This window comes from Pseudomonas mandelii (genome assembly GCF_002251635.1).
Classification (GTDB): domain Bacteria; phylum Pseudomonadota; class Gammaproteobacteria; order Pseudomonadales; family Pseudomonadaceae; genus Aquipseudomonas; species Aquipseudomonas mandelii_B.
On the sequence record NZ_NMOJ01000234.1, the window covers coordinates 1 to 19,631 of the forward strand.

Annotated in this window: 15 protein-coding genes; 9 read left to right on the plus strand and 6 right to left on the minus strand. The window is 59.8% G+C overall.

Annotated features, from left to right (window positions below):
• Positions 1-21: 21 nt before the first annotated feature.
• From fadA to B7L09_RS27520, 5 genes are all read left to right on the plus strand, one after another.
• Complete coding sequence (gene fadA / locus B7L09_RS27500; protein WP_094471519.1) at positions 22-1,197, plus strand: acetyl-CoA C-acyltransferase FadA; 1,176 nt, start codon at positions 22-24, stop codon at positions 1,195-1,197.
• Positions 1,198-1,297: 100 nt separating this feature from the next.
• Positions 1,298-1,534 (plus strand): DUF1653 domain-containing protein, encoded by a 237-nt coding sequence (locus B7L09_RS27505; protein ID WP_094471520.1) that lies wholly within the window; start codon positions 1,298-1,300, stop codon positions 1,532-1,534.
• A 114-nt stretch (positions 1,535-1,648) separates the two neighbouring features.
• The gene (topA, locus tag B7L09_RS27510; RefSeq protein ID WP_094471521.1) at positions 1,649-4,276 is read left to right on the plus strand and encodes a type I DNA topoisomerase; all 2,628 of its coding nucleotides are present in this window, start codon (positions 1,649-1,651) and stop codon (positions 4,274-4,276) included.
• A gap of 141 nt (positions 4,277-4,417) precedes the next feature.
• Positions 4,418-4,942, plus strand: a complete 525-nt coding sequence (locus tag B7L09_RS27515) for a DUF6586 family protein (protein ID WP_094471522.1) — start codon at positions 4,418-4,420, stop codon at positions 4,940-4,942.
• 106 nt (positions 4,943-5,048) lie between these two features.
• On the plus strand, positions 5,049-5,282 hold the full coding sequence (locus B7L09_RS27520) for a hypothetical protein (RefSeq protein WP_094471523.1): 234 nt from the start codon (positions 5,049-5,051) through the stop codon (positions 5,280-5,282).
• Between the two features lie 93 nt (positions 5,283-5,375).
• On the opposite strand, the gene sulA is transcribed toward B7L09_RS27520, so the two are convergent.
• Positions 5,376-5,849, minus strand: coding sequence for an SOS-induced cell division inhibitor SulA (gene sulA, locus B7L09_RS27525; RefSeq protein WP_094471524.1), 474 nt, complete (start codon positions 5,847-5,849; stop codon positions 5,376-5,378).
• A 10-nt stretch (positions 5,850-5,859) separates the two neighbouring features.
• Positions 5,860-6,468, minus strand: coding sequence for a transcriptional repressor LexA (gene lexA / locus B7L09_RS27530; RefSeq protein WP_094471525.1), 609 nt, complete (start codon positions 6,466-6,468; stop codon positions 5,860-5,862).
• Positions 6,469-6,697: 229 nt separating this feature from the next.
• On the opposite strand from lexA, the gene B7L09_RS27535 reads away from it, so the two are divergent.
• The 3 genes from B7L09_RS27535 (at position 6,698) to B7L09_RS27545 (ending at position 9,324) form a co-directional block, all read left to right on the plus strand.
• Positions 6,698-7,405 carry a TetR/AcrR family transcriptional regulator gene (locus B7L09_RS27535; protein ID WP_094471526.1) on the plus strand — a complete coding sequence of 236 codons (708 nt, stop codon included), beginning with the start codon at positions 6,698-6,700 and terminating at the stop codon, positions 7,403-7,405.
• Positions 7,406-7,575: 170 nt separating this feature from the next.
• Complete coding sequence (gene nagZ, locus B7L09_RS27540) at positions 7,576-8,574, plus strand: beta-N-acetylhexosaminidase (protein WP_176457783.1); 999 nt, start codon at positions 7,576-7,578, stop codon at positions 8,572-8,574.
• 12 nt (positions 8,575-8,586) lie between these two features.
• Positions 8,587-9,324 (plus strand): S-methyl-5'-thioinosine phosphorylase, encoded by a 738-nt coding sequence (locus B7L09_RS27545; RefSeq protein WP_094471528.1) that lies wholly within the window; start codon positions 8,587-8,589, stop codon positions 9,322-9,324.
• 98 nt (positions 9,325-9,422) lie between these two features.
• On the opposite strand, the gene B7L09_RS32530 is transcribed toward B7L09_RS27545, so the two are convergent.
• The gene (locus B7L09_RS32530) at positions 9,423-9,611 is read right to left on the minus strand and encodes a hypothetical protein (RefSeq protein ID WP_010456339.1); all 189 of its coding nucleotides are present in this window, start codon (positions 9,609-9,611) and stop codon (positions 9,423-9,425) included.
• 21 nt (positions 9,612-9,632) lie between these two features.
• Between B7L09_RS32530 and B7L09_RS27550 the strand changes: the two genes are divergently transcribed.
• Positions 9,633-12,698, plus strand: coding sequence for a DEAD/DEAH box helicase (locus B7L09_RS27550; protein WP_255142778.1), 3,066 nt, complete (start codon positions 9,633-9,635; stop codon positions 12,696-12,698).
• Between the two features lie 114 nt (positions 12,699-12,812).
• Here the strand turns inward: B7L09_RS27550 and B7L09_RS27555 are convergent, their stop codons facing one another.
• From B7L09_RS27555 to mfd, 3 genes are read right to left on the minus strand one after another with little or no spacing between them, the layout of a single operon-like run.
• Complete coding sequence (locus tag B7L09_RS27555) at positions 12,813-15,506, minus strand: DEAD/DEAH box helicase (protein ID WP_094471530.1); 2,694 nt, start codon at positions 15,504-15,506, stop codon at positions 12,813-12,815.
• Between the two features lie 10 nt (positions 15,507-15,516).
• Entirely contained in the window at positions 15,517-16,083 is a 567-nt protein-coding gene (locus B7L09_RS27560; RefSeq protein ID WP_094471531.1) for a CsiV family protein, read from the minus strand.
• Between the two features lie 10 nt (positions 16,084-16,093).
• The gene (mfd, locus tag B7L09_RS27565; RefSeq protein ID WP_094471532.1) at positions 16,094-19,543 is read right to left on the minus strand and encodes a transcription-repair coupling factor; all 3,450 of its coding nucleotides are present in this window, start codon (positions 19,541-19,543) and stop codon (positions 16,094-16,096) included.
• Positions 19,544-19,631 lie beyond the last annotated feature (88 nt).

Genomic DNA, 19,631 nt, shown 5'->3' on the forward strand with positions numbered 1-19,631 from the left:
ACGACTAGAGCGAGAATATTTATGAGCTTGAATCCAAGAGACGTGGTGATTGTCGACTTCGGTCGCACGCCAATGGGCCGCTCCAAGGGCGGCATGCACCGCAACACCCGTGCCGAAGACATGTCGGCGCACCTGATCAGCAAGTTGCTGGAACGCAACGTCAAGGTCGACCCGAACGAAGTCGAAGACGTGATCTGGGGCTGCGTCAACCAGACCCTGGAGCAGGGCTGGAACATCGCGCGCATGGCCTCCTTGATGACGCAGATCCCGCACACGGCGGCCGGTCAGACTGTGAGCCGCCTGTGCGGCTCGTCGATGAGCGCGCTGCACACCGCTGCGCAAGCGATCATGACTGGTAACGGTGATGTGTTCGTCGTCGGCGGCGTGGAGCACATGGGCCACGTCAGCATGATGCACGGCGTCGACCCTAACCCGCACATGTCGCTGTACGCGGCAAAAGCGTCGGGCATGATGGGCCTCACCGCAGAAATGCTNGGTAAAATGCACGGCATCACTCGCGAACAACAGGACGCTTTCGGCGTGCGCTCCCACCAACTCGCTCACAAGGCGACCCTGGAAGGTAAGTTCAAGGATGAAATCATCCCGATGAACGGCTACGACGAGAACGGCTTCCTGAAACTGTTCGACTACGACGAAACCATTCGTCCGGATACCACCCTGGAAAGCCTGGCGGCCCTCAAGCCTGCCTTCAATCCAAAGGGCGGCACCGTGACTGCCGGTAGTTCGTCGCAAATCACCGACGGTGCCTCATGCATGATCGTGATGTCGGCGCAGCGTGCCCAGGACTTGGGTATTCAGCCGATGGCCGTGATTCGTTCGATGGCCGTTGCGGGTGTGGACCCGGCAATCATGGGCTATGGTCCAGTACCGGCCACACAAAAAGCCTTGAAGCGCGCGGGCCTGACCATCTCCGATATCGACTTCTTCGAGCTCAACGAAGCTTTCGCCGCACAGGCCCTGCCAGTGCTGAAAGATTTGAAAGTGCTCGACAAGATGAACGAGAAGGTTAACCTGCACGGCGGTGCGATTGCCCTGGGCCACCCATTCGGTTGCTCCGGTGCTCGTATCTCCGGCACTTTGCTTAACGTGATGAAGCAAAATGGCGGCANCTTNGGGGTTGCAACCATGTGCATTGGTCTCGGCCAAGGCATTTCCACCGTCTTCGAACGCCTCTAAGCGTTGAGTTGACGGAAGCCGGGGCCAAGTGCCCCGGTTTTTGTTTTTCTGAATTTATTTTTTGTTTTTATTTTTAAAAGATTTGAGTGAGGGCCAAACCATGCCGATACAACCTGGGCTCTACCAGCATTACAAAGGTCCGCAGTACCGCGTATTCAGCATTGCGCGGCATTCGGAAACTGAAGAAGAAGTAGTCTTCTACCAAGCACTGTATGGCGATTACGGCTTTTGGGTGCGCCCTTTGAGCATGTTCCTGGAGACCGTCGAAGTTGACGGCGAGCAGGTCCCGCGCTTTGCTTTGGTCCAGGCCGAACCCAGTCTTTTTTCNAAGCCATAACGGCAGGTCCCGCAGAATGCTGCGCTTGACCTCACCTTGTTGCCACTATATATAGCGTTGCCGCGACAGGCGCCAACTGCCTTTCACTTCTCGAATTCAGGAATTTTCCGATCCATGGGCAAATCGCTGGTCATTGTGGAATCCCCGGCTAAGGCCAAGACCATCAACAAGTACTTGGGTAACGAGTACGTGGTGAAGTCGAGTATCGGCCATATCCGAGACCTGCCCACCAGCGGTTCGGCTAGCGCCAGCAAGGAGCCGGCCGCCAAGCGCGGCAAGGCGGCTGCGGGCGAAGGTCCGGTGCTCACCCCTAAAGAGAAAGCGCGCAAGCAGCTGGTCTCCCGCATGGGTGTGGACCCGGAACATGGCTGGAAGGCCAAGTACGAAATCCTTCCCGGCAAGGAAAAGGTCATCGAAGAGCTGCGCCGGCTCGCCAAAGATGCTGACACCATCTATCTCGCGACGGACTTGGACCGCGAAGGGGAAGCCATTGCCTGGCACCTGCGGGAAGCCATCGGCGGTGACGACAGCCGCTACAAGCGTGTCGTGTTCAACGAAATCACCAAGAAAGCCATCCAGGAAGCCTTCTCCAAACCGGGCGAACTGGACATTGACCGTGTCAACGCACAACAGGCGCGTCGTTTCCTCGACCGCGTGGTGGGTTACATGGTTTCGCCGCTGCTGTGGGCCAAGATCGCCCGTGGCCTGTCCGCCGGCCGTGTGCAATCGGTAGCGGTCAAGCTGGTGGTAGAGCGTGAGCGCGAGATTCGTGCGTTCAACCCCGAAGAATACTGGGACGTGCACGCTGACCTCGGCACTGCCAAGGGCGCCAACGTGCGCTTTGAAGTAGCCCGCGAGAAAGGCGAGGCGTTCAAGCCGCTGAATGAAGCCCAGGCCATGGCCGCGCTGGAGAAGCTCAAATCTTCCAGCTACAGCATCGTCAAGCGTGAAGACAAACCGACCAGCAGCAAGCCGTCGGCGCCGTTCATCACCTCCACCCTGCAACAGGCCGCGAGCAACCGCCTGGGTTTCGGTGTGAAGAAAACCATGATGATGGCCCAGCGTCTGTACGAAGCCGGCTACATCACTTATATGCGTACCGACTCCACCAACCTGTCGCAAGACGCGGTGGCGATGGCGCGTACTTATATTGAAAGCGAGTTCGGCAAGAAATACCTGCCGGAGAAGCCGAACGTCTACAGCAGCAAAGAAGGCGCCCAGGAGGCTCACGAAGCGATTCGTCCTTCTGACGCCAACACCGAGCCAAGCAAGCTGAGTGGCATGGAGCGCGACGCTGAGCGCCTCTACGAGCTGATCTGGCGCCAATTCCTCGCTTGCCAGATGCTGCCGGCCCAATACCTGTCGACCACGGTCACCGTGGGGGCTTCCGACTTCGAGCTACGTGCCAAGGGCCGTATCCTCAAGTTCGACGGCTACACCCGCGTCATGCCGCAAATTGCCAAGCCAGGCGACGACGATGTGCTGCCGGACATGGCCCAGGGCGATACGCTCAAGCTGATCAAGCTCGACCCGTCCCAGCACTTCACCAAGCCGCCGGCGCGTTACTCCGAAGCCAGCCTGGTCAANGAAATGGAAAAACGCGGTATCGGTCGTCCTTCGACCTATGCGGCGATCATCTCGACCATTCAGGACCGTGGCTACGTGGCCCTGCACAACCGTCGTTTCTATTCGGAAAAGATGGGCGACATCGTCACTGAGCGCCTGTCCGAGAGTTTCTCCAACCTGATGGACTACGGCTTCACCGCCGGCATGGAAGAGAACCTCGATGACGTGGCCCAGGGCGAGCGCGACTGGAAAAACGTGCTCGACGAGTTCTACGGCGACTTCAAAAAGAAACTCGAAGTGGCCGAAAGCGCCGAAGGCGGCATGCGCGCCAACCAGCCGGTGATGACTGACATTCCATGCGTGTTGTGCGGTCGTCCGATGCAGATTCGTACTGCATCGACCGGCGTGTTCCTGGGTTGCTCGGGNTACAGCCTGCCGCCGAAAGAGCGCTGCAAGGCCACCGTCAATCTGGTGCCGGGTGACGAAATCGCGGCAGACGACGAGGGTGAATCCGAGTCGCTGGTACTGCGCGGCAAGCACCGTTGCCCGATCTGCAGCACGGCAATGGACGCCTACCTGCTCGACGAGAAGCACAAGTTGCACATCTGCGGTAACAACCCGGATTGCGACGGCTACGAGATCGAAGAGGGCAGCTACCGCATCAAGGGCTACGAAGGCCCGAGCCTGGAATGCGACAAGTGCGGCAGCGAGATGCAGCTCAAGACCGGCCGTTTCGGCAAGTTCTTTGGTTGCACCAACCCGACCTGCAAGAACACCCGCAAACTGCTGAAAAGCGGTGACGCGGCGCCGCCAAAGATGGACCCGGTGAAGATGCCCGAACTCAAGTGCGAGAAGGTCAACGACACCTACATCCTGCGTGACGGCGCATCGGGACTGTTCCTGGCCGCAAGCCAGTTCCCGAAAAACCGCGAGACCCGCGCGCCGCTGGTCATCGAGATTGTGCCGCACAAGGATGAGATTGATCCGAAGTACCACTTCCTCTGCGAAGCACCGAAGAAAGATCCGGACGGCTTGCCCGCAGTGATCCGTTACAGCCGCAAGACCAAGGAACAGTACGTGCAGACTGAAGTCGACGGTAAGCCGACTGGCTGGAAGGCGTACTACGACGGCGGCAAATGGACGGTCGAAGACAAGCGTCCGGCAGCCAAAGCGTAAAAGAAGCTGTACACAAAAGGCCGCATGACAACCCTCGGGTTTTCATGCGGCCTTTTTGTTTTGTGCTTGCGGTGAGATCGGCTGATCCACGACACTGTCTGACCTGCGTGAAGCAATTATTTCGTTGTGGAGGCTGCCGTCATGGCCCACGAACTCTATGCCCGTACCAACCAGAAGATTTATTTCGCCGGCCTGTCGCTGGAAGCGCTCGCCAAGGCCGAAGAGGGGCGGGCGATGAATTCCCTGGCGCTGATTCAGGCTGGGCGCGAGTCGGCGTTGTTTCACCTGTACGGTGCGTTGCTGGGGCTGTGCCATGAAATCGCCGGCTTCTACCGCTTGCCTCAAGCCAATGCGCCTCGGGCAGAGATGTTACTGACTCGCGAAGTGCTGGAGGCCATCGCCATTCCCGAGATGGCTGAGATGTTCGAGCTGGCCCAGAATCCGGAAACCTGGCTGGCCAAGCTGCTGGCGGCTCACGCGGCGATGTTTCAACCGCCTCGCGCTCCGCATAAGCCCAAGGGCGACGTGACTCAGCCGCTCATCCTGGCCGTTAACCTGGACGAAGAGGACGCGCCTGAGGAATTGGGTCGCGAAGAGCTGGAGAGCTGGCGTCAGAACCTCAAAGGGCTGGCGATCCGGTTTCGCGAAGGCTTGAACGAGTGTTGATCGACTGAGAGCCGGCGGCGCGATTAAAAGCACTGCTGGTCAAGTTACCGAGCGAAGCCTGGCCGATGCCTATATAATCCCNGCCTTTCGTGGAGAACAGACTTTTATGCCAACGTCCTTTCTGGAAATTGTTGAATTGCCTGACGGCCGAATCGAGCTGCGCCGGGCTGAGGACGAGGGTTCTCTGGTTATCTTGGATTTTTCCGAGGACGCAAAAGCGTTCCTGCAAGGCCAGCACGTGGAAGTCGCCAAGGCGATGTTGAGCGTCGGTGTTCAGATGGCAGGACGCCTGGTTGAAGGCGAATTCAATACGGATGAGAGTTCGCGGGTCCTCCACTGATCCCATTCGTCGCTTTCTGCTAATACGGCTACGAACCGGCTTCTCTATCCTTTGAGAAGCCCCGCGCTATGCATAGCGCGCATTGTTGACACATTAACCCAAGCGAATATTCAGGCTCTGCGCATCTCCGGTACGGGCTGCGCTGATCAACTGTTGCCGTGAGTTTGCGTTCAATGGGTTGAGCCAGCTGACAACCGTATGGCTGCGGCCCAGGCGCAAGGCTTCGCAGGTCAACTGCTGGGCGCTTTGCGTGCCGCGCGGTTGCAGCAGCAGGATGCGCTCACGGTTGAGGCCGGCATCCCGCAGCCATGCCTGAGTCAGGCTGGCGGGCGGGGCGATCAGTGTCAGCCACCGCGCGTCCTGATCCTGACTCAATTCACGAAGAATCGGCGCCAGAAGGTTCAGGCAGTTCCCGGCCGCACCACGCAGTGAAAGCTCGCTGAAGACTTCGGGCTCGGCGCTCCAGGGCGACTCGACCACATCTTTCAGGATCGGGGCCAACGGCTGCACCATGAATGCCTCGAACAACGGCAGTTGGGCTTGCTGTGATGTGTGTGGGAACTGCATAAAGCCTCCTTTAGCGGCGAATGACGCCAACGCTCAAGCCTTCGATCACCAGGTCCTGATCTTTCAGGTTGACTTCGATAGGGGCGAATTCAGGGTTTTCGGCAATCAACCAGACCTTGCTGCCATCGCGCTTGAAGCGCTTGACGGTCACTTCGTCACCGATCCGCGCCACGACGATCTGGCCATTACGGGCTTCGCGGGTGGTGTGGACGGCCAGCAGGTCGCCGTCGAAAATCCCCACGTCCTTCATGCTCATCCCGTGTACGCGCAACAGGTAGTCGGCACGCGGATGGAAGAAGGTCGGGTTGATGTTGCAGGATTCCTCGACGTGCTGTTGCGCCAGGATCGGCGCACCGGCGGCGACGCGACCGATGATCGGCAGCGTCGACTCGTCGGCCTTGGCTTCGAAGCCAGGGATGCGAATGCCGCGGGAAGCGCCCGGGGTCATTTCGATCGCACCCTTGCGGGCCAGCGCCTTGAGGTGCTCTTCCGCCGCGTTGGGCGATTTGAACCCCAGTTCCAGCGCAATTTCCGCTCGTGTCGGCGGGTAGCCGTTGTCATCGAGGCAGCGCTTGATAAAAGCCAGAATCTCAGCTTGGCGTGGCGTCAGTTTTAGCATGTTGATCGCTCTGTCTTTTTATACAGTGACTGGGATTATATACAGTGAAACGGTCTTGGCAATGCCCCTTTTTTCGCCGGCCGCTGGACGGTCGATCAGCCGGCTGATTAAAGCCTCGCCGATGTATGGTTAAATAGCTGACCGACCATTCCCAAAACGAACCGGCAGGCTTGACAACGCACAGGCTGAAACGTATGTTTCAAACAAGTGTTTGTCAGGCGGAGTAGCCATGGCCCAGTCGGAAACCGTTGAACGCATTCTCGATGCTGCCGAGCAATTGTTCGCGGAAAAAGGTTTCGCCGAAACCTCGTTACGCCTGATTACCAGCAAAGCCGGTGTCAATCTGGCAGCAGTGAATTATCACTTCGGTTCGAAGAAGGCGCTGATCCAGGCTGTCTTCTCGCGCTTTCTCGGGCCGTTTTGCCTGAGCCTTGATAAAGAGCTGGAGCGGCGCCAGTCCAAGCCTGAAAACAAGCCGACACTCGAAGAGCTGCTCGAAATTCTCGTTGAGCAAGCCCTCGTCGTGCAGCCGCGCAGCGGCAACGATCTGTCTATCTTCATGCGCTTGTTGGGGTTGGCGTTCAGTCAGAGCCAGGGCCACCTGCGGCGTTACCTGGAAGACATGTACGGCAAGGTTTTCCGCCGCTATATGTTGCTGGTCAACGAAGCTGCCCCGCGTATTCCGCCGATTGAGCTGTTCTGGCGCGTGCACTTCATGCTCGGCGCGGCCGCGTTCAGCATGTCCGGGATCAAGGCGTTGCGAGCGATTGCCGAAACCGATTTCGGCGTTAACACCTCCATTGAGCAAGTGATGCGTCTGATGGTGCCCTTCCTGGCCGCGGGCATGCGTGCCGAAACCGGCGTCACCGACGCGGCCATGGCCACTGCGCAACTGCGTCCGCGCAGCAAGTCGGCCCCGGCTGCCGCCAAGGTTTAGCTGCGCACGGGTGGGCGCGGCGCCTGACATCCGCTAAGCTAGCCGCCCATGCCGACTCTCGTTCTGAACCAGCTCCCCATTGATATCGCCGACCTGCCGGGCACAGCCCAAGGCGGCGAACGCGTGCGAGCCGGGTTTTTCGTTATCAAGGAATCTCTATGACTGCTGGCCTGCAAGGCTCGTTGATGGTGGACGTCGCCGGTACGTGGCTGACGGCTGAAGATCGCCAATTGTTGCGTCAGCCCGAAGTGGGCGGCCTGATCATTTTCGCCCGTAACATCGAAAACCCGCGACAAGTGCGCGAGTTGAGCGCTGCGATCCGCGCCATTCGTCCCGATCTGCTGCTGGCGGTGGATCAGGAAGGCGGTCGCGTTCAGCGTCTGCGCCAGGGTTTCGTGCGACTGCCGGCCATGCGCGCCATCGCCGACAATCCGAACGCCGAATACCTTGCCGAGCAATGCGGCTGGATCATGGCCACTGAAGTGCTGGCGGTCGGCCTTGACCTGAGTTTCGCCCCGGTGCTGGACCTGGATTACCAGCGCAGCGCCGTGGTCGGCACGCGTTCGTTCGAAGGCGACCCCGAGCGCGCCGCCGTGCTCGCGGGCGCCTTCATTCGCGGCATGAACAGCGCCGGCATGGCCGCTACCGGTAAACACTTCCCGGGCCACGGCTGGGCGGAGGCGGATTCCCACGTCGCGATCCCGAACGACGAACGCAGCCTCGATGAAATCCGCGCCAACGACCTGGTGCCGTTCGCCAGATTGAGCAAGCAACTGGCCGCCGTCATGCCAGCCCACGTTATTTACCCGCAAGTCGATTCCCAACCAGCCGGTTTCTCCCGCCGCTGGTTGCAGGACATCCTGCGCGGCGAGCTGCAATTTGATGGTGTGATCTTCAGCGACGACCTGTCCATGGCCGGCGCCCACGTGGTTGGCGATGCCGCCAGCCGTATCGAAGCTGCGTTGACCGCCGGCTGCGACATGGGCCTGGTGTGCAACGATCGCGCTGCAGCGGAGCTGGCTTTGAGCGCTGCCCAGCGCTTGAAGGTCAAACCGTCCGAGCGCATTGCGCGGATGCGTGGCCAGTCTTATGCCAACACTGAATACCGTCAGAACCCGCGCTGGCTGACCGCCATCGGCGCGCTTAAAGAAGCTCAACTGATTGATTAAGGACGTTTCGTTATGACGGTTTACGCGATTATCGGTGGCACCGGCCTGACTCAACTCGAAGGCCTGAACATTCGTCAGTCATTGGCGGTGGACACGCCCTATGGCCCGCCTTCGGCCGACGTGCAGATTGGTGAGTACGCCGGCAAGGAAGTGCTGTTCCTCGCCCGTCACGGCCACCCGCACCGTTTTCCGCCGCATCAGGTGAACTACCGCGCCAACCTTTGGGCGCTGAAACAGGCCGGCGCCGAAGCGATCCTTGCGGTCAACGCCGTGGGCGGAATTCATGCCGCGATGGGCACCGGACATTTCTGCGTGCCGCATCAGTTGATCGATTACACCAGCGGTCGCGAACACACCTATTTCGCCGATGACCTGGAACACGTCACCCACATCGACTTCAGCTATCCCTACAGCGAACCGTTGCGTCAGCAATTGATCGCGGCGCTGGCGGCTGAAGGCGTCGATTACAGCAGTCAGGGCGTCTACGCTTGCACCCAGGGTCCACGTCTGGAGACCGTCGCTGAAATCGCGAAACTGGAACGCGACGGCTGCGACATTGTCGGCATGACCGGCATGCCGGAAGCGGCGTTGGCGCGTGAGCTGGAACTGGATTATGCGTGTCTGGCGCTGGTGGTGAACCCGGCAGCGGGCAAGTCCACGGCGGTGATCACCATGGCCGAGATCGAGCAGGCGTTGCAGGACGGGATGGGCAAGGTCAAGTCGACGTTGGCTCGGGTGCTCAGGGGCTAATTAGTCGTAATACCGAGTCGACCCGATCGCGAGCAGGCTCGCTCCCACAGATTTCGCGATTACTCTGTGTGACCACAATAACTGAGCAACTTCATGCGCTACCCTGGGCAGAGGTGTTCAGCCATCGTGCTCTGGAAAAAGCTCGCAGGTACGCGGATGAGGATCGGATAACGATCCGTCAAATTGATGACCTTATGGTTATCGCTACGTGCATCGGCTCCCAGGCGCAGGCATACGAGCAGGTCATTGAGCTCACTGAAGATCGGCGTGGGCAAGCGCAGCTCCAATGCGTTTGCTCCTGTCCTGTCATGTTCAATTGCAAGCACTGCGCCGCAGTCATCTATCACCTGCAAGAACATCCCGTTAACGCGCCTCAAAGTGCCGTCCAGGTTCACTTGAATCGTGAACTGGAACGCTGGATCGACGGTATTCCTTCTGCAAGCAATCCCCCTGACGAGTCGGCGCAGGGAGCAGGCACGCGCCTGTTTTACAAACTCAGGGCAACATCCTCTGCCGGGAAATGGACGCTGGAAATTTTCAAGGCCCATCAGCTCAAGGACGGCCGCCTGCAAGACATCAAGCCGGTGTACTCGCTGTCGGATACGCTGATTCGGCAACCCGGTTACCTGACCGAACTGGATCTGCGGATCGCCAGATTGTTGGTCGCCGTTCACTCCCACCACGCCCATTACGCCGGCTACCCCTTGGAAGGCAGCAGTGGGGTGGAACTTATCGAAATGCTGTTGCGAACCTCGCGCCTTTTCCTTGACCTCGAACAGCCACAACCCCTGACGCCGGGAATGAGAAGAACAGGTCAATTTTCCTGGGCCGAACAATCCAATGGCAGTTTTCGCCCTCAATGGAGCAGCGACCAAGCGCCAGTGGAAACGATCCTGGCTCTGGAACCCTTGTATTATCTGGATCGCGAGCGGCTGCAAGTCGGTCCGCTGTTCAGCGAGCTGGACGAAAAGCTGGCCCGTCACTTGTCATTGGCTCCCGATATTCCTGCAGGTCAGGCGATGCAATTCAGCCAGCGGATGACCGCTGCGACCCGGGCAGCACCACCTCCGTACGCCCTGACGGAACGGGTCGTCGAAGGCATTTTTCCTCAGGCTCACCTGACGCTCGCCAGCGGCAAGCGTTACGTCCGCTGGCAGTACGAGCCAGAGCACCGGGCTGCATTGGCGTTTACCTACAACGGCCATCCGACGTCGGACCGAAACCCGGAGGTGCTGATCCTTTCGGGTACCGAAATCCAGCGCATCCAGCGCAACCCTGTCGCCGAAAAAGCCTTGCGCCAAGCCCTGCAAAAACATGGTTTTAAAAAGGCCACACGCAAAAGCAACCTGGATCGTCCAGGCGAAATGTTCGCCCTGCCGGATGACGCGGCCTGGCTTGCTTTTGTGCACCATGGCATCCCGGCGCTGCGGGAGAAAAATTGGCTGATCGATATCAGCGATAACTTTGACTTCAACGTGCACCCCGTCGAAGAGTGGTATGCAGAAGTCGAGGAGGAGTCGGGGCGCCAGTGGTTCGATTTGCAGCTGGGCATCGTCGTCAACGGCGAGCGTCATAGCCTGTTGCCCATCCTGCTGCATTTGCTACGTAGCCAGCCACAGTTGATGGAACCTGCGAGCTTGGCCCAGCGCAATGATGACGAACAGCTACTGATTGAACTTGGCGATGGGCGTTTCGGCGGTAAATCCCATGGCAAAGTCGCACTCCCTTTTGGCCGGATAAAACCGCTGATGGCGACCCTTGGCGAGTTGTACCTGGGTAAACATCTGGGCGACTCGTTGCGTTTGAGTGCTCCGGATGCGGCGCGGCTGAGTGCGCTGGAAGGCATTCCGCTGGTCTGGCAGGGCGGTGAACGACTGCGCAGTTTTGCAAAGCGTTTACGGGAGTCGATCCATGCTCATGTCCCGGCGCCCGAGGGCCTGAACGCGACGCTACGACCTTATCAGCTGGAAGGGCTGAACTGGATGCAAACCCTTCGAGAACTGGAGGTCGGCGGTATTCTCGGCGACGACATGGGCCTGGGAAAAACCCTGCAAACCCTGGCTCATCTGCTGACAGAAAAACAGGCCGGACGGCTTGATCGTCCGGCGCTGGCTGTGATGCCCACCAGTCTGATCCCCAACTGGCTCGACGAATCGCAGCGCTTTACCCCGCAGTTGAAGGTCTTGGCACTGCATGGTGCGGCGCGGCAAAAAGACTTTGCCAGTCTTGCCGAATACGACTTGGTATTGACCACCTATGCGCTGTTGCCGCGCGATCTGGAGGTTTTACAGCCTCAGGTCTGGAGTGTGCTGATTCTCGATGAGGCGCAGAACATCAAGAATCCGGTCAGCAAAGCGGCTCAAGCAGCCCGAGACCTGCAGGCCCGCCAGCGATTGTGTCTGTCCGGCACCCCGCTGGAAAATCATCTCGGCGAGTTGTGGTCGCAATTTCACTTTTTGCTGCCTGGCTGGCTTGGCGACAGCAAAACCTTCAATCGCGACTACCGCACGCCGATCGAGAAGCACGGCAATAACGAACGGATGCAACATCTGACGGCCCGGATAAAGCCCTTTTTGCTACGTCGCAAGAAAGATCAGGTGGCAACCGAATTACCACCGAAAACCGAGATTGTGCATTGGGTTGATCTCAGCGATGGGCAGCGGGATGTGTATGAAACCGTGCGCGTAGCAATGGATAAGAAGGTGCGTGACGAAATTGCCCGCAGTGGTGTCGGGCGCAGTCAAATCATCATCCTCGATGCATTGCTCAAGCTGCGTCAGGTGTGCTGCGATCTACGGTTGATCAAAACGCCGCTCACCGCCAAAGCCCTTCGTTCTGGCAGCGGGAAACTGGTCAGCCTGATGGAGATGCTGGAAGAGTTGCTCAGCGAAGGCCGCAAGGTGCTGCTGTTTTCTCAGTTCACTTCGATGCTCGCCTTGATTGAGGACGAGTTGCAGCAACGTGGTCAGGGTTACTCGTTGTTGACGGGTGAGACAACGGATCGGCGCACACCGGTCAAGGACTTTCAGAGCGGTAAAGTGCCGCTGTTTCTGATCAGTTTGAAGGCTGGCGGCACAGGTCTGAACCTGACAGCTGCGGATACAGTCATCCATTTTGATCCCTGGTGGAACCCTGCGGTCGAAAATCAGGCGACTGATCGGGCCTACAGGATCGGGCAAAACAAACCTGTGTTCGTCTACAAGCTGATAGCCCGTGGCACCGTAGAAGAAAAAATTCAGGCATTGCAGTTGGAGAAGGCCGCGCTGGCCGGGGCGGTGCTTGAAGGTGGAGCGACGGGTGGCTGGAAGCTTGAGCAGAGTGACATTGAAGCGCTGTTTGCGCCGTTGCCGTTGGCTCGGGTGCTCAGGGGCTAATTAGTCGTAATACCGAGTCGACCCGATCGCGAGCAGGCTCGCTCCCACAGATTTCGCGATTACTCTGTGGGAGCGAGCCTGCTCGCGAAGGCGATCTACCAGGAGACACAGATCTCAGCGCTTCTCGAGCTTATCCGGCAACGGCGCAAACAACGCTTCAATATCATCGCTCTGCAACTTCCAGTCGCCAGTCTTGCGCCCATCCAGGACACCGGCCGCCAGGTCGGATTTTTCCTTTTGCAGGTGCTGAATTTTCTCTTCCACCGTGCCGCGGGCAATCATTTTGTAGACGAACACCGGCTTCTCCTGCCCGATGCGATACGCTCGGTCNGTNGCCTGGTTTTCCGTCGCCGGGTTCCACCACGGATCGTAGTGGATCACCGTATCCGCTTCCGTCAGGTTCAAGCCCACGCCGCCAGCCTTCAAGCTGATCAGAAAAATCTGCAGCTTGCCGCTCTGGAAGTCCTTCACGGGGGCGCGGCGGTCACGGGTCTGTCCCGTCAGCAGCGCGTATTCAACACCGCGTTTCTTCAGTTCGACCTCGATCAACGCCAGCATCGACGTGAACTGCGAAAACAGCAAAATCCGCCGACCTTCCTCAAACAACTCTTCGAGCATTTCCATCAGGCTGTCCAGCTTGCCCGAGCTGCTGCCCCGGGCGGGCAGGGTGGCGTCGTTGACCAGGCGCAGGTCGCAGCACACCTGGCGCAGCTTGAGCAGCGCTTCAAGAATGATGATCTGGCTGCGCGCGACGCCTTTACGGGTGATTTCGTCGCGCACTTTTTTATCCATGGCCAGGCGCATGGTCTCGTACACGTCGCGCTGGGCCTCATTGAGGTCAACCCAATGGATGATCTCGGTCTTGGGCGGCAGTTCCGTTGCCACCTGTTCCTTGGTGCGCCGCAGCAGGAAGGGTTTTATCCGACCGTTGAGGTGCTGCAAGCGCACGTCACTGGCGCGTTTTTCGATGGGCACGCGGTAATCGCGATTGAAGCTTTTTACGTCACCCAGCCAGCCCGGCAGCAGGAAGTGAAACAGCGACCACAGCTCGCCCAAGTGGTTTTCCAGCGGTGTGCCACTCAGGCACAGGCGCTGGCGCGCATTCAGCTCGCGGGCCGCCTGGGCGGCCTTGCTGTTGGGGTTCTTGATGTACTGGGCTTCATCGAGAATCAGTATGTGCAAGGGCAGGGCGGCGAGCGGTTCGATGTCCTTGGGCAGCAATGCATACGTGGTGAGGATCAGGTCGTAATCGGCCAAGTGGTCAAAATGCTTTTTGCGACTGGCGCCGTACAGCGCCAGCACTTTGAGTTGNGGCGTGAAGTGCGCCGCTTCGTCGAGCCAGTTCGGGATCAGGCTGGTGGGCATCACCACCATGCATGGCCGGTCGAGGCGCCCGGCGGCTTTCTCAGTAAGAATATGCGCCAGGGTTTGCAGGGTTTTACCCAGGCCCATGTCATCCGCGAGAATCCCGCCCACCTCGAGTTGGCGCAGCGACTGCATCCAGCTCAAACCTTCCAGCTGGTAGGGGCGTAAGGTCGCGTTCAAACCCTCGGGCGCCACNCNGGTGTAGTCCTTGATGTCCCGCAGGCGCTGGGCAAACGTGCGGATCTGCTCGCCACCTTCCCAAAGCAGCGGCATGCCTTCCAGCGGATTCAGGCGCGTGGCGTCGGCCTTACTCAGGCGCAGCGTGGTTTCGCCGGGTTCTTGCAGGTAGAACTCGCCAAGTGTCGCCAACACCGGTTTCAACCGGCCGAAGGGCAGGGCGACCTGCAAAGGGCCGTACTCGGAATTCGGGCGGTTGGGGATATTCACCAGAATCAGTTCGTCGTCGCGTCGGCGGGCGAGGCGTTCTGGATTGAGGATCTCGGTGTGCGAGCGCATCAGGTTCAGCAGGATCGGCAACAGGCTCAGGCGCTCACCATTGACGATGATGCCCAGTTCCAGGTCGAACCAGTCACGCTCCGGGCCCTCGTCGACCGTCGCGTACCAGTCGTCGACGGCGCTCAGGTCGAAGCCGAAATCCTCATCGATCTGCAGCTCCCAGCCTTGAGTGCGCAGCTTCGGCAGTTCGTTGAGGGTGAAAGTCAGCCAGGCGCTGTCGTTGACCATCTCATAAAGTTCGCCCGCACTTTCCGGCAGGGCTTTGCTCTGGCGGGTGGCGACTTTGAAGCCGAGGATTCGTAGCTGCTCCCGGTAAGTCTGTTCAACTTCCGGGTGGCGTTTTATCCGCAGCGTCTGGGTTTCCTGGCGAATCAGGACGTCGGCGTTCTTCTGCCCGGAAACGTATTCATCCAGATAGCTGAATGACAGCGCGGCACGGTGCTGGATATAGCGCTGCATCTTGCCATTGCGCGGTTCAAACGCGCTGAACTCGATGCTCGCCAGCCACAGGCGCGGTATCGGTTGCACGTTATCTACCAGCACTTGCGGAGGCGCCTTCGGGCTGCGGTTTTCCAGCACCGCCTGAAGTTTTTCCAGCAGCTCGGCGTCTTGTGCGGCGGCGGGATAGGCCAGGGTGTCCTGGACTTTCAGCAGTACGGCCGCACAATGTTTGCAGTTGACGTGAACCGGGCAAGTGCACGTTGCATCGACCATTAGCAAGGTCGCTTTGGCCGACTCGCGCAGGCGAATGGTCTGGCGGTAAACGTTACCGCCAGAGCCTTCGCAAGCGGCGACGATCGTGGCATCGCCGGCTTCGACGATCCTGACGCGGTTCTCCAGCGCGTAGCGACGGCCACGCTCCAGGCTCTGTTCCTTGAATCGGCTGACCCAGGAAGGTGCCAGGGGTTTGCTCAGGGTCGCTGACATATGGACTCAATCAGTCCGGAATTTCATCGGGGACTGGCCGAGGCGCAGGGGCGGTGAGCGAGGTGATCTTGATCAGCAGAGCCAGGTGGCCATTGTCGAGGAAGTTCAGCTGGCCGTTCTTGGTATGGCTTTCCTGTTTCAGGCGTTCGCTGGCGGTCACCATGCCGTTGGCGTCGATCTGGTTGACCCAGAAATCGGCGTCAACGTCGGTGAAGCGTCCGAGTTTCAAGCTCAGCGTGCCCTCGATCGGGAACTGGCCAAATTGTTCGGTGCCTTCGCTGATTGCGACCTTAGTGGCCTCTTCACCGAGAGTCTGCTGCCAGGCCTTGTGCAGCAAAACGGTGTATTCGTTGCTGGCGGTGAGCTTTTCCACTTCGCCATTGAGGCTCGGCGTGCGCAGGCTGTCCGGGCTGATCGGCTTGGCGCCGGCATTCCAGTCTTCCGGAGCGGCGCGGCTAACAATGGCGGGCACGGCGTTTTGGCGGACCAGAATCATTTCAATCTGATACAGGTCATCGGCATATGCCGTAGGGGCGACCAAGGTTATCAACACGGTCAGTAAACGAAACAGGCGCATGCGGCGTCCTTCAAGCAGTTTTTGGAATGAGGCACTCAAGCAGCGCCTCTACAGTATTAAAGCGCTCTTCCGGGCGCTCCATCGGGACCATGAATTTAAACATCGTGGCACCTTCGAATTTGTAGCGTTTGGGCTGACCCTGGATCAGTTTGATCAGGGTCAGCGGGTCGACCGGGGTCTGCGCCGCGAACTCGATCCGGCCGCCCTGCGGGCCACCGTCGACTTTCTTGATGCCCAGCAGTTCGGCCTGCAACTTCAATGCGGTGATGCGCATCAGGTTCTTCGTCGGCTCCGGCAGCAGGCCGAAACGGTCGATCATCTCCACTTGCAGGTCCTTGAGGCCTTCCTCATCGGTGGCCGAGGCAATGCGTTTGTAGAGAATCAGTCGGGCATGCACGTCCGGCAAGTAGGCTTCGGGAATCAACGCCGGGACGCGCAAGTTGACCTCCGGGCCACCGCCCAGCGGCTGATCGAGGTTCGGTTGTTCGCCCTTGCGGATCGACTTCACCGCGCGTTCGAGCATTTCCATGTACAGGGTGAAACCGACCGCCTGGATCTGNCCGCTCTGGCCGTCGCCCAACAGTTCGCCTGCGCCACGGATTTCCAGGTCGTTGGTGGCCAGTACAAACCCGGCACCGAGGTCCTGGGTGTTGGCGATGGCTTCCAAACGCTTTTCGGCATCGCCGGTAATTTGCTGGCGCGGNGGCGTCAGCAAATAAGCATAAGCCTGGTGGTGACTGCGACCAACCCGGCCACGCAGTTGATGCAGCTGCGCCAGGCCGAACTTGTCGGCACGCTCGATGATGATGGTGTTGGCGCTCGGCACGTCGATGCCGGTCTCGATGATGGTCGAGGCGATCAGCACGTTGAAGCGCTTGTGGTAGAAATCGCTCATCACCTGTTCGAGGTCGCGTTCGCGCATCTGCCCGTGGCCGATGGCGATGCGTGCTTCCGGCACCAGCTCGGCGAGGTCGGCGGCGCACTTCTCGATGGTCTTCACGTCGTTGTGCAGGTAGTACACCTGACCGCCGCGCAGCAATTCCCGCAGCAGCGCTTCCTTGACCGTGCTTTTGTTCTGCTCCATCACGAACGTGCGCACCGACAAGCGACGGGCGGGCGGCGTGGCAATGATCGACAGGTCGCGCATGCCCGACACGGCCATATTCAGCGTGCGCGGAATCGGCGTGGCGGTGAGGGTGAGGATGTCGACTTCGCTGCGCAGGNTCTTNAGNTGTTCTTTCTGACGCACACCAAAGCGGTGCTCTTCGTCGATGATCACCAGGCCCAGGTTTTTGATCTTCACGTCGTCAGACAGCAGCTTGTGCGTGCCGATCACGATGTCGATCTTGCCTTCAGCTAAATCGGCGACGGCGGCATTCACTTCCTTGGCGGACTTGAAGCGGCTCATCACTTCGACGCTCACCGGCCAATCGGCAAAGCGGTCGCGGAAGCTGTTGTAGTGCTGCTGGGCGAGCAGGGTGGTCGGCACCAGAATCGCCACCTGCTTGCCGCCGTGCACCGCAATAAAGGCGGCGCGCATGGCCACTTCGGTCTTGCCGAAGCCCACGTCGCCACACACCAGACGGTCCATCGGCTTGGGCGCGAGCATGTCGGCGCGGACTGCGTCGATGGTGGTTTGCTGATCCGGGGTTTCTTCGAACGGGAACCCGGCGCTGAACGTCGCGTAATCGGCTTTCGGGTCTTCGAAGGCATAACCTTCGCGAGCGGCGCGACGGGCATAGATGTCGAGCAACTCGGCGGCGACGTCGCGCACTTGCTCGGCGGCCTTGCGTTTGGCTTTTTGCCAGGTTTCCGAGCCGAGGCGGTGCAGCGGGGCCAAGGCATCGTCGCTACCGGTGTAACGCGCGATCAGGTGCAGGTTGGCCACCGGCACGTAGAGCTTGGCGCCCTCTGCGTATTNCATGGTGAGGAATTCGGCGGCCTGGTTGTCGATCTCCAGGGTCTGCAGGCCCAGGTAGCGGCCCACGCCGTGGTCGATATGCACCACCGGCGCGCCTTCGCGCAGCTCGGTCAGGTTTTTGATGACCGCGTCGTTGTTGGCGTCCGCGCGTTTTTCACGGCGACGGCGCTGCATCACGCGTTGGCCGAACAGCGGGCTTTCGGCGATCAGCGCCAGGGCCGGGTCGTCCAGCAACAAACCTTCATCCAGCGGCGCGATGGTGATCGCCAGGCGCTCTTTGCTCGCGACGAAATCCGGCCAGCTGTCGACGGTTTTCGGGCGCAGCTTCAGGCGTTCGAGCAATTCCAGCAGCACTTCGCGACGGCCGGCGGATTCGGCGGTAAACAGCACGCGGCCGGGGAAATCACCGAGGAAGTTGGACAGCGCCTCCAGCGGTTGCGTGGCTTTGGCCTGGATCGCCAGATCCGGCAGTGTGCCCGCCGGGAAGCGCTCGCGGCCGCTGCCGGCGTCCACGTCCTGTTGGCTGGCAACCACGCGCGGCCAGTTTTTCAGGCGGGCGAAGCAGTCTTCCACCGGCAGGAACAGCTCGGCGGGCGGCAATAAAGGACGCGACGGATCGACGCGGCGCTCTTCATAGCGACTGCGCACGTCGTTCCAGAAGTTTTCCGCTGCCTGCTCGATGCCCGGCAGCGAGAACACTTGGGTGTCCTGGGGCAGGTAATCGAACAGGGTGGAGGTTTCGTCAAAGAACAGCGGCAGGTAGTACTCGATACCGGCCGGTGTAATCCCGCTGCTCAAGTCCTGGAAGATCGGGCAGCGGCGGAAGTCCACGTCGAAGCGTTCACGAAAGCGTGCCTTGAAGCGCGTGACCGCGTCTTTTTGCAGCGGGAATTCCCGCGCCGGCAGCAGCTTGATCGAGTCCACTTTATCAATGGAGCGTTGGTTGTCCGGGTCGAAGGTGCGCAGCGTTTCGATTTCGTCATCGAACAGGTCGATGCGGTACGGCAATTTGCTGCCCATCGGGAACAGGTCGATCAACGCCCCGCGCACGGCAAACTCGCCGTGTTCGTACACCGTGTCGACGCAGCGGTAGCCGCTGGCCTCGAGGCGCGTGCGCATCTGTTCCACGTCGAGCTTCTGGCCGACATCCAGCACCAGGCTGCTGCCAAGCAGGAACTTGGTCGGCGCCAGGCGATGCAGCGCGGTGGTGATTGGCACGACCAATACGCCATGGCTCAGCTCCGGCAACCTGTACAAGGCCGCGATGCGCTGGGAAATGATGTCCTGGTGTGGCGAAAACAGATCGTAAGGCAGGGTTTCCCAGTCCGGGAAATGCAGCACGGGCAAATCGGGGGCGAAGAAGCTCAGCTCCTGCTCCAGCCGCTCGGCGCTTTGGCTGTCGGCGGTGAGCAGCAGGGTAAAGCGCTTGGCTGCGCTGGCAGCCTCGGCAATGGCCAGGCTCAGGGCGGCACCGGGCAGGTTGCCCCAGTGCTGTTTACCTGCCGCGGCAGGGAGAAGCGGTAGACGCAGAACGGGCACGGAAGGTTGAGCTCCAAGCGTTGCGACAAAGTCGGTAATTGTAACGGCCTGAGGTGCCGCCTGTCAGTTGCTGACTGAGCCTATTACG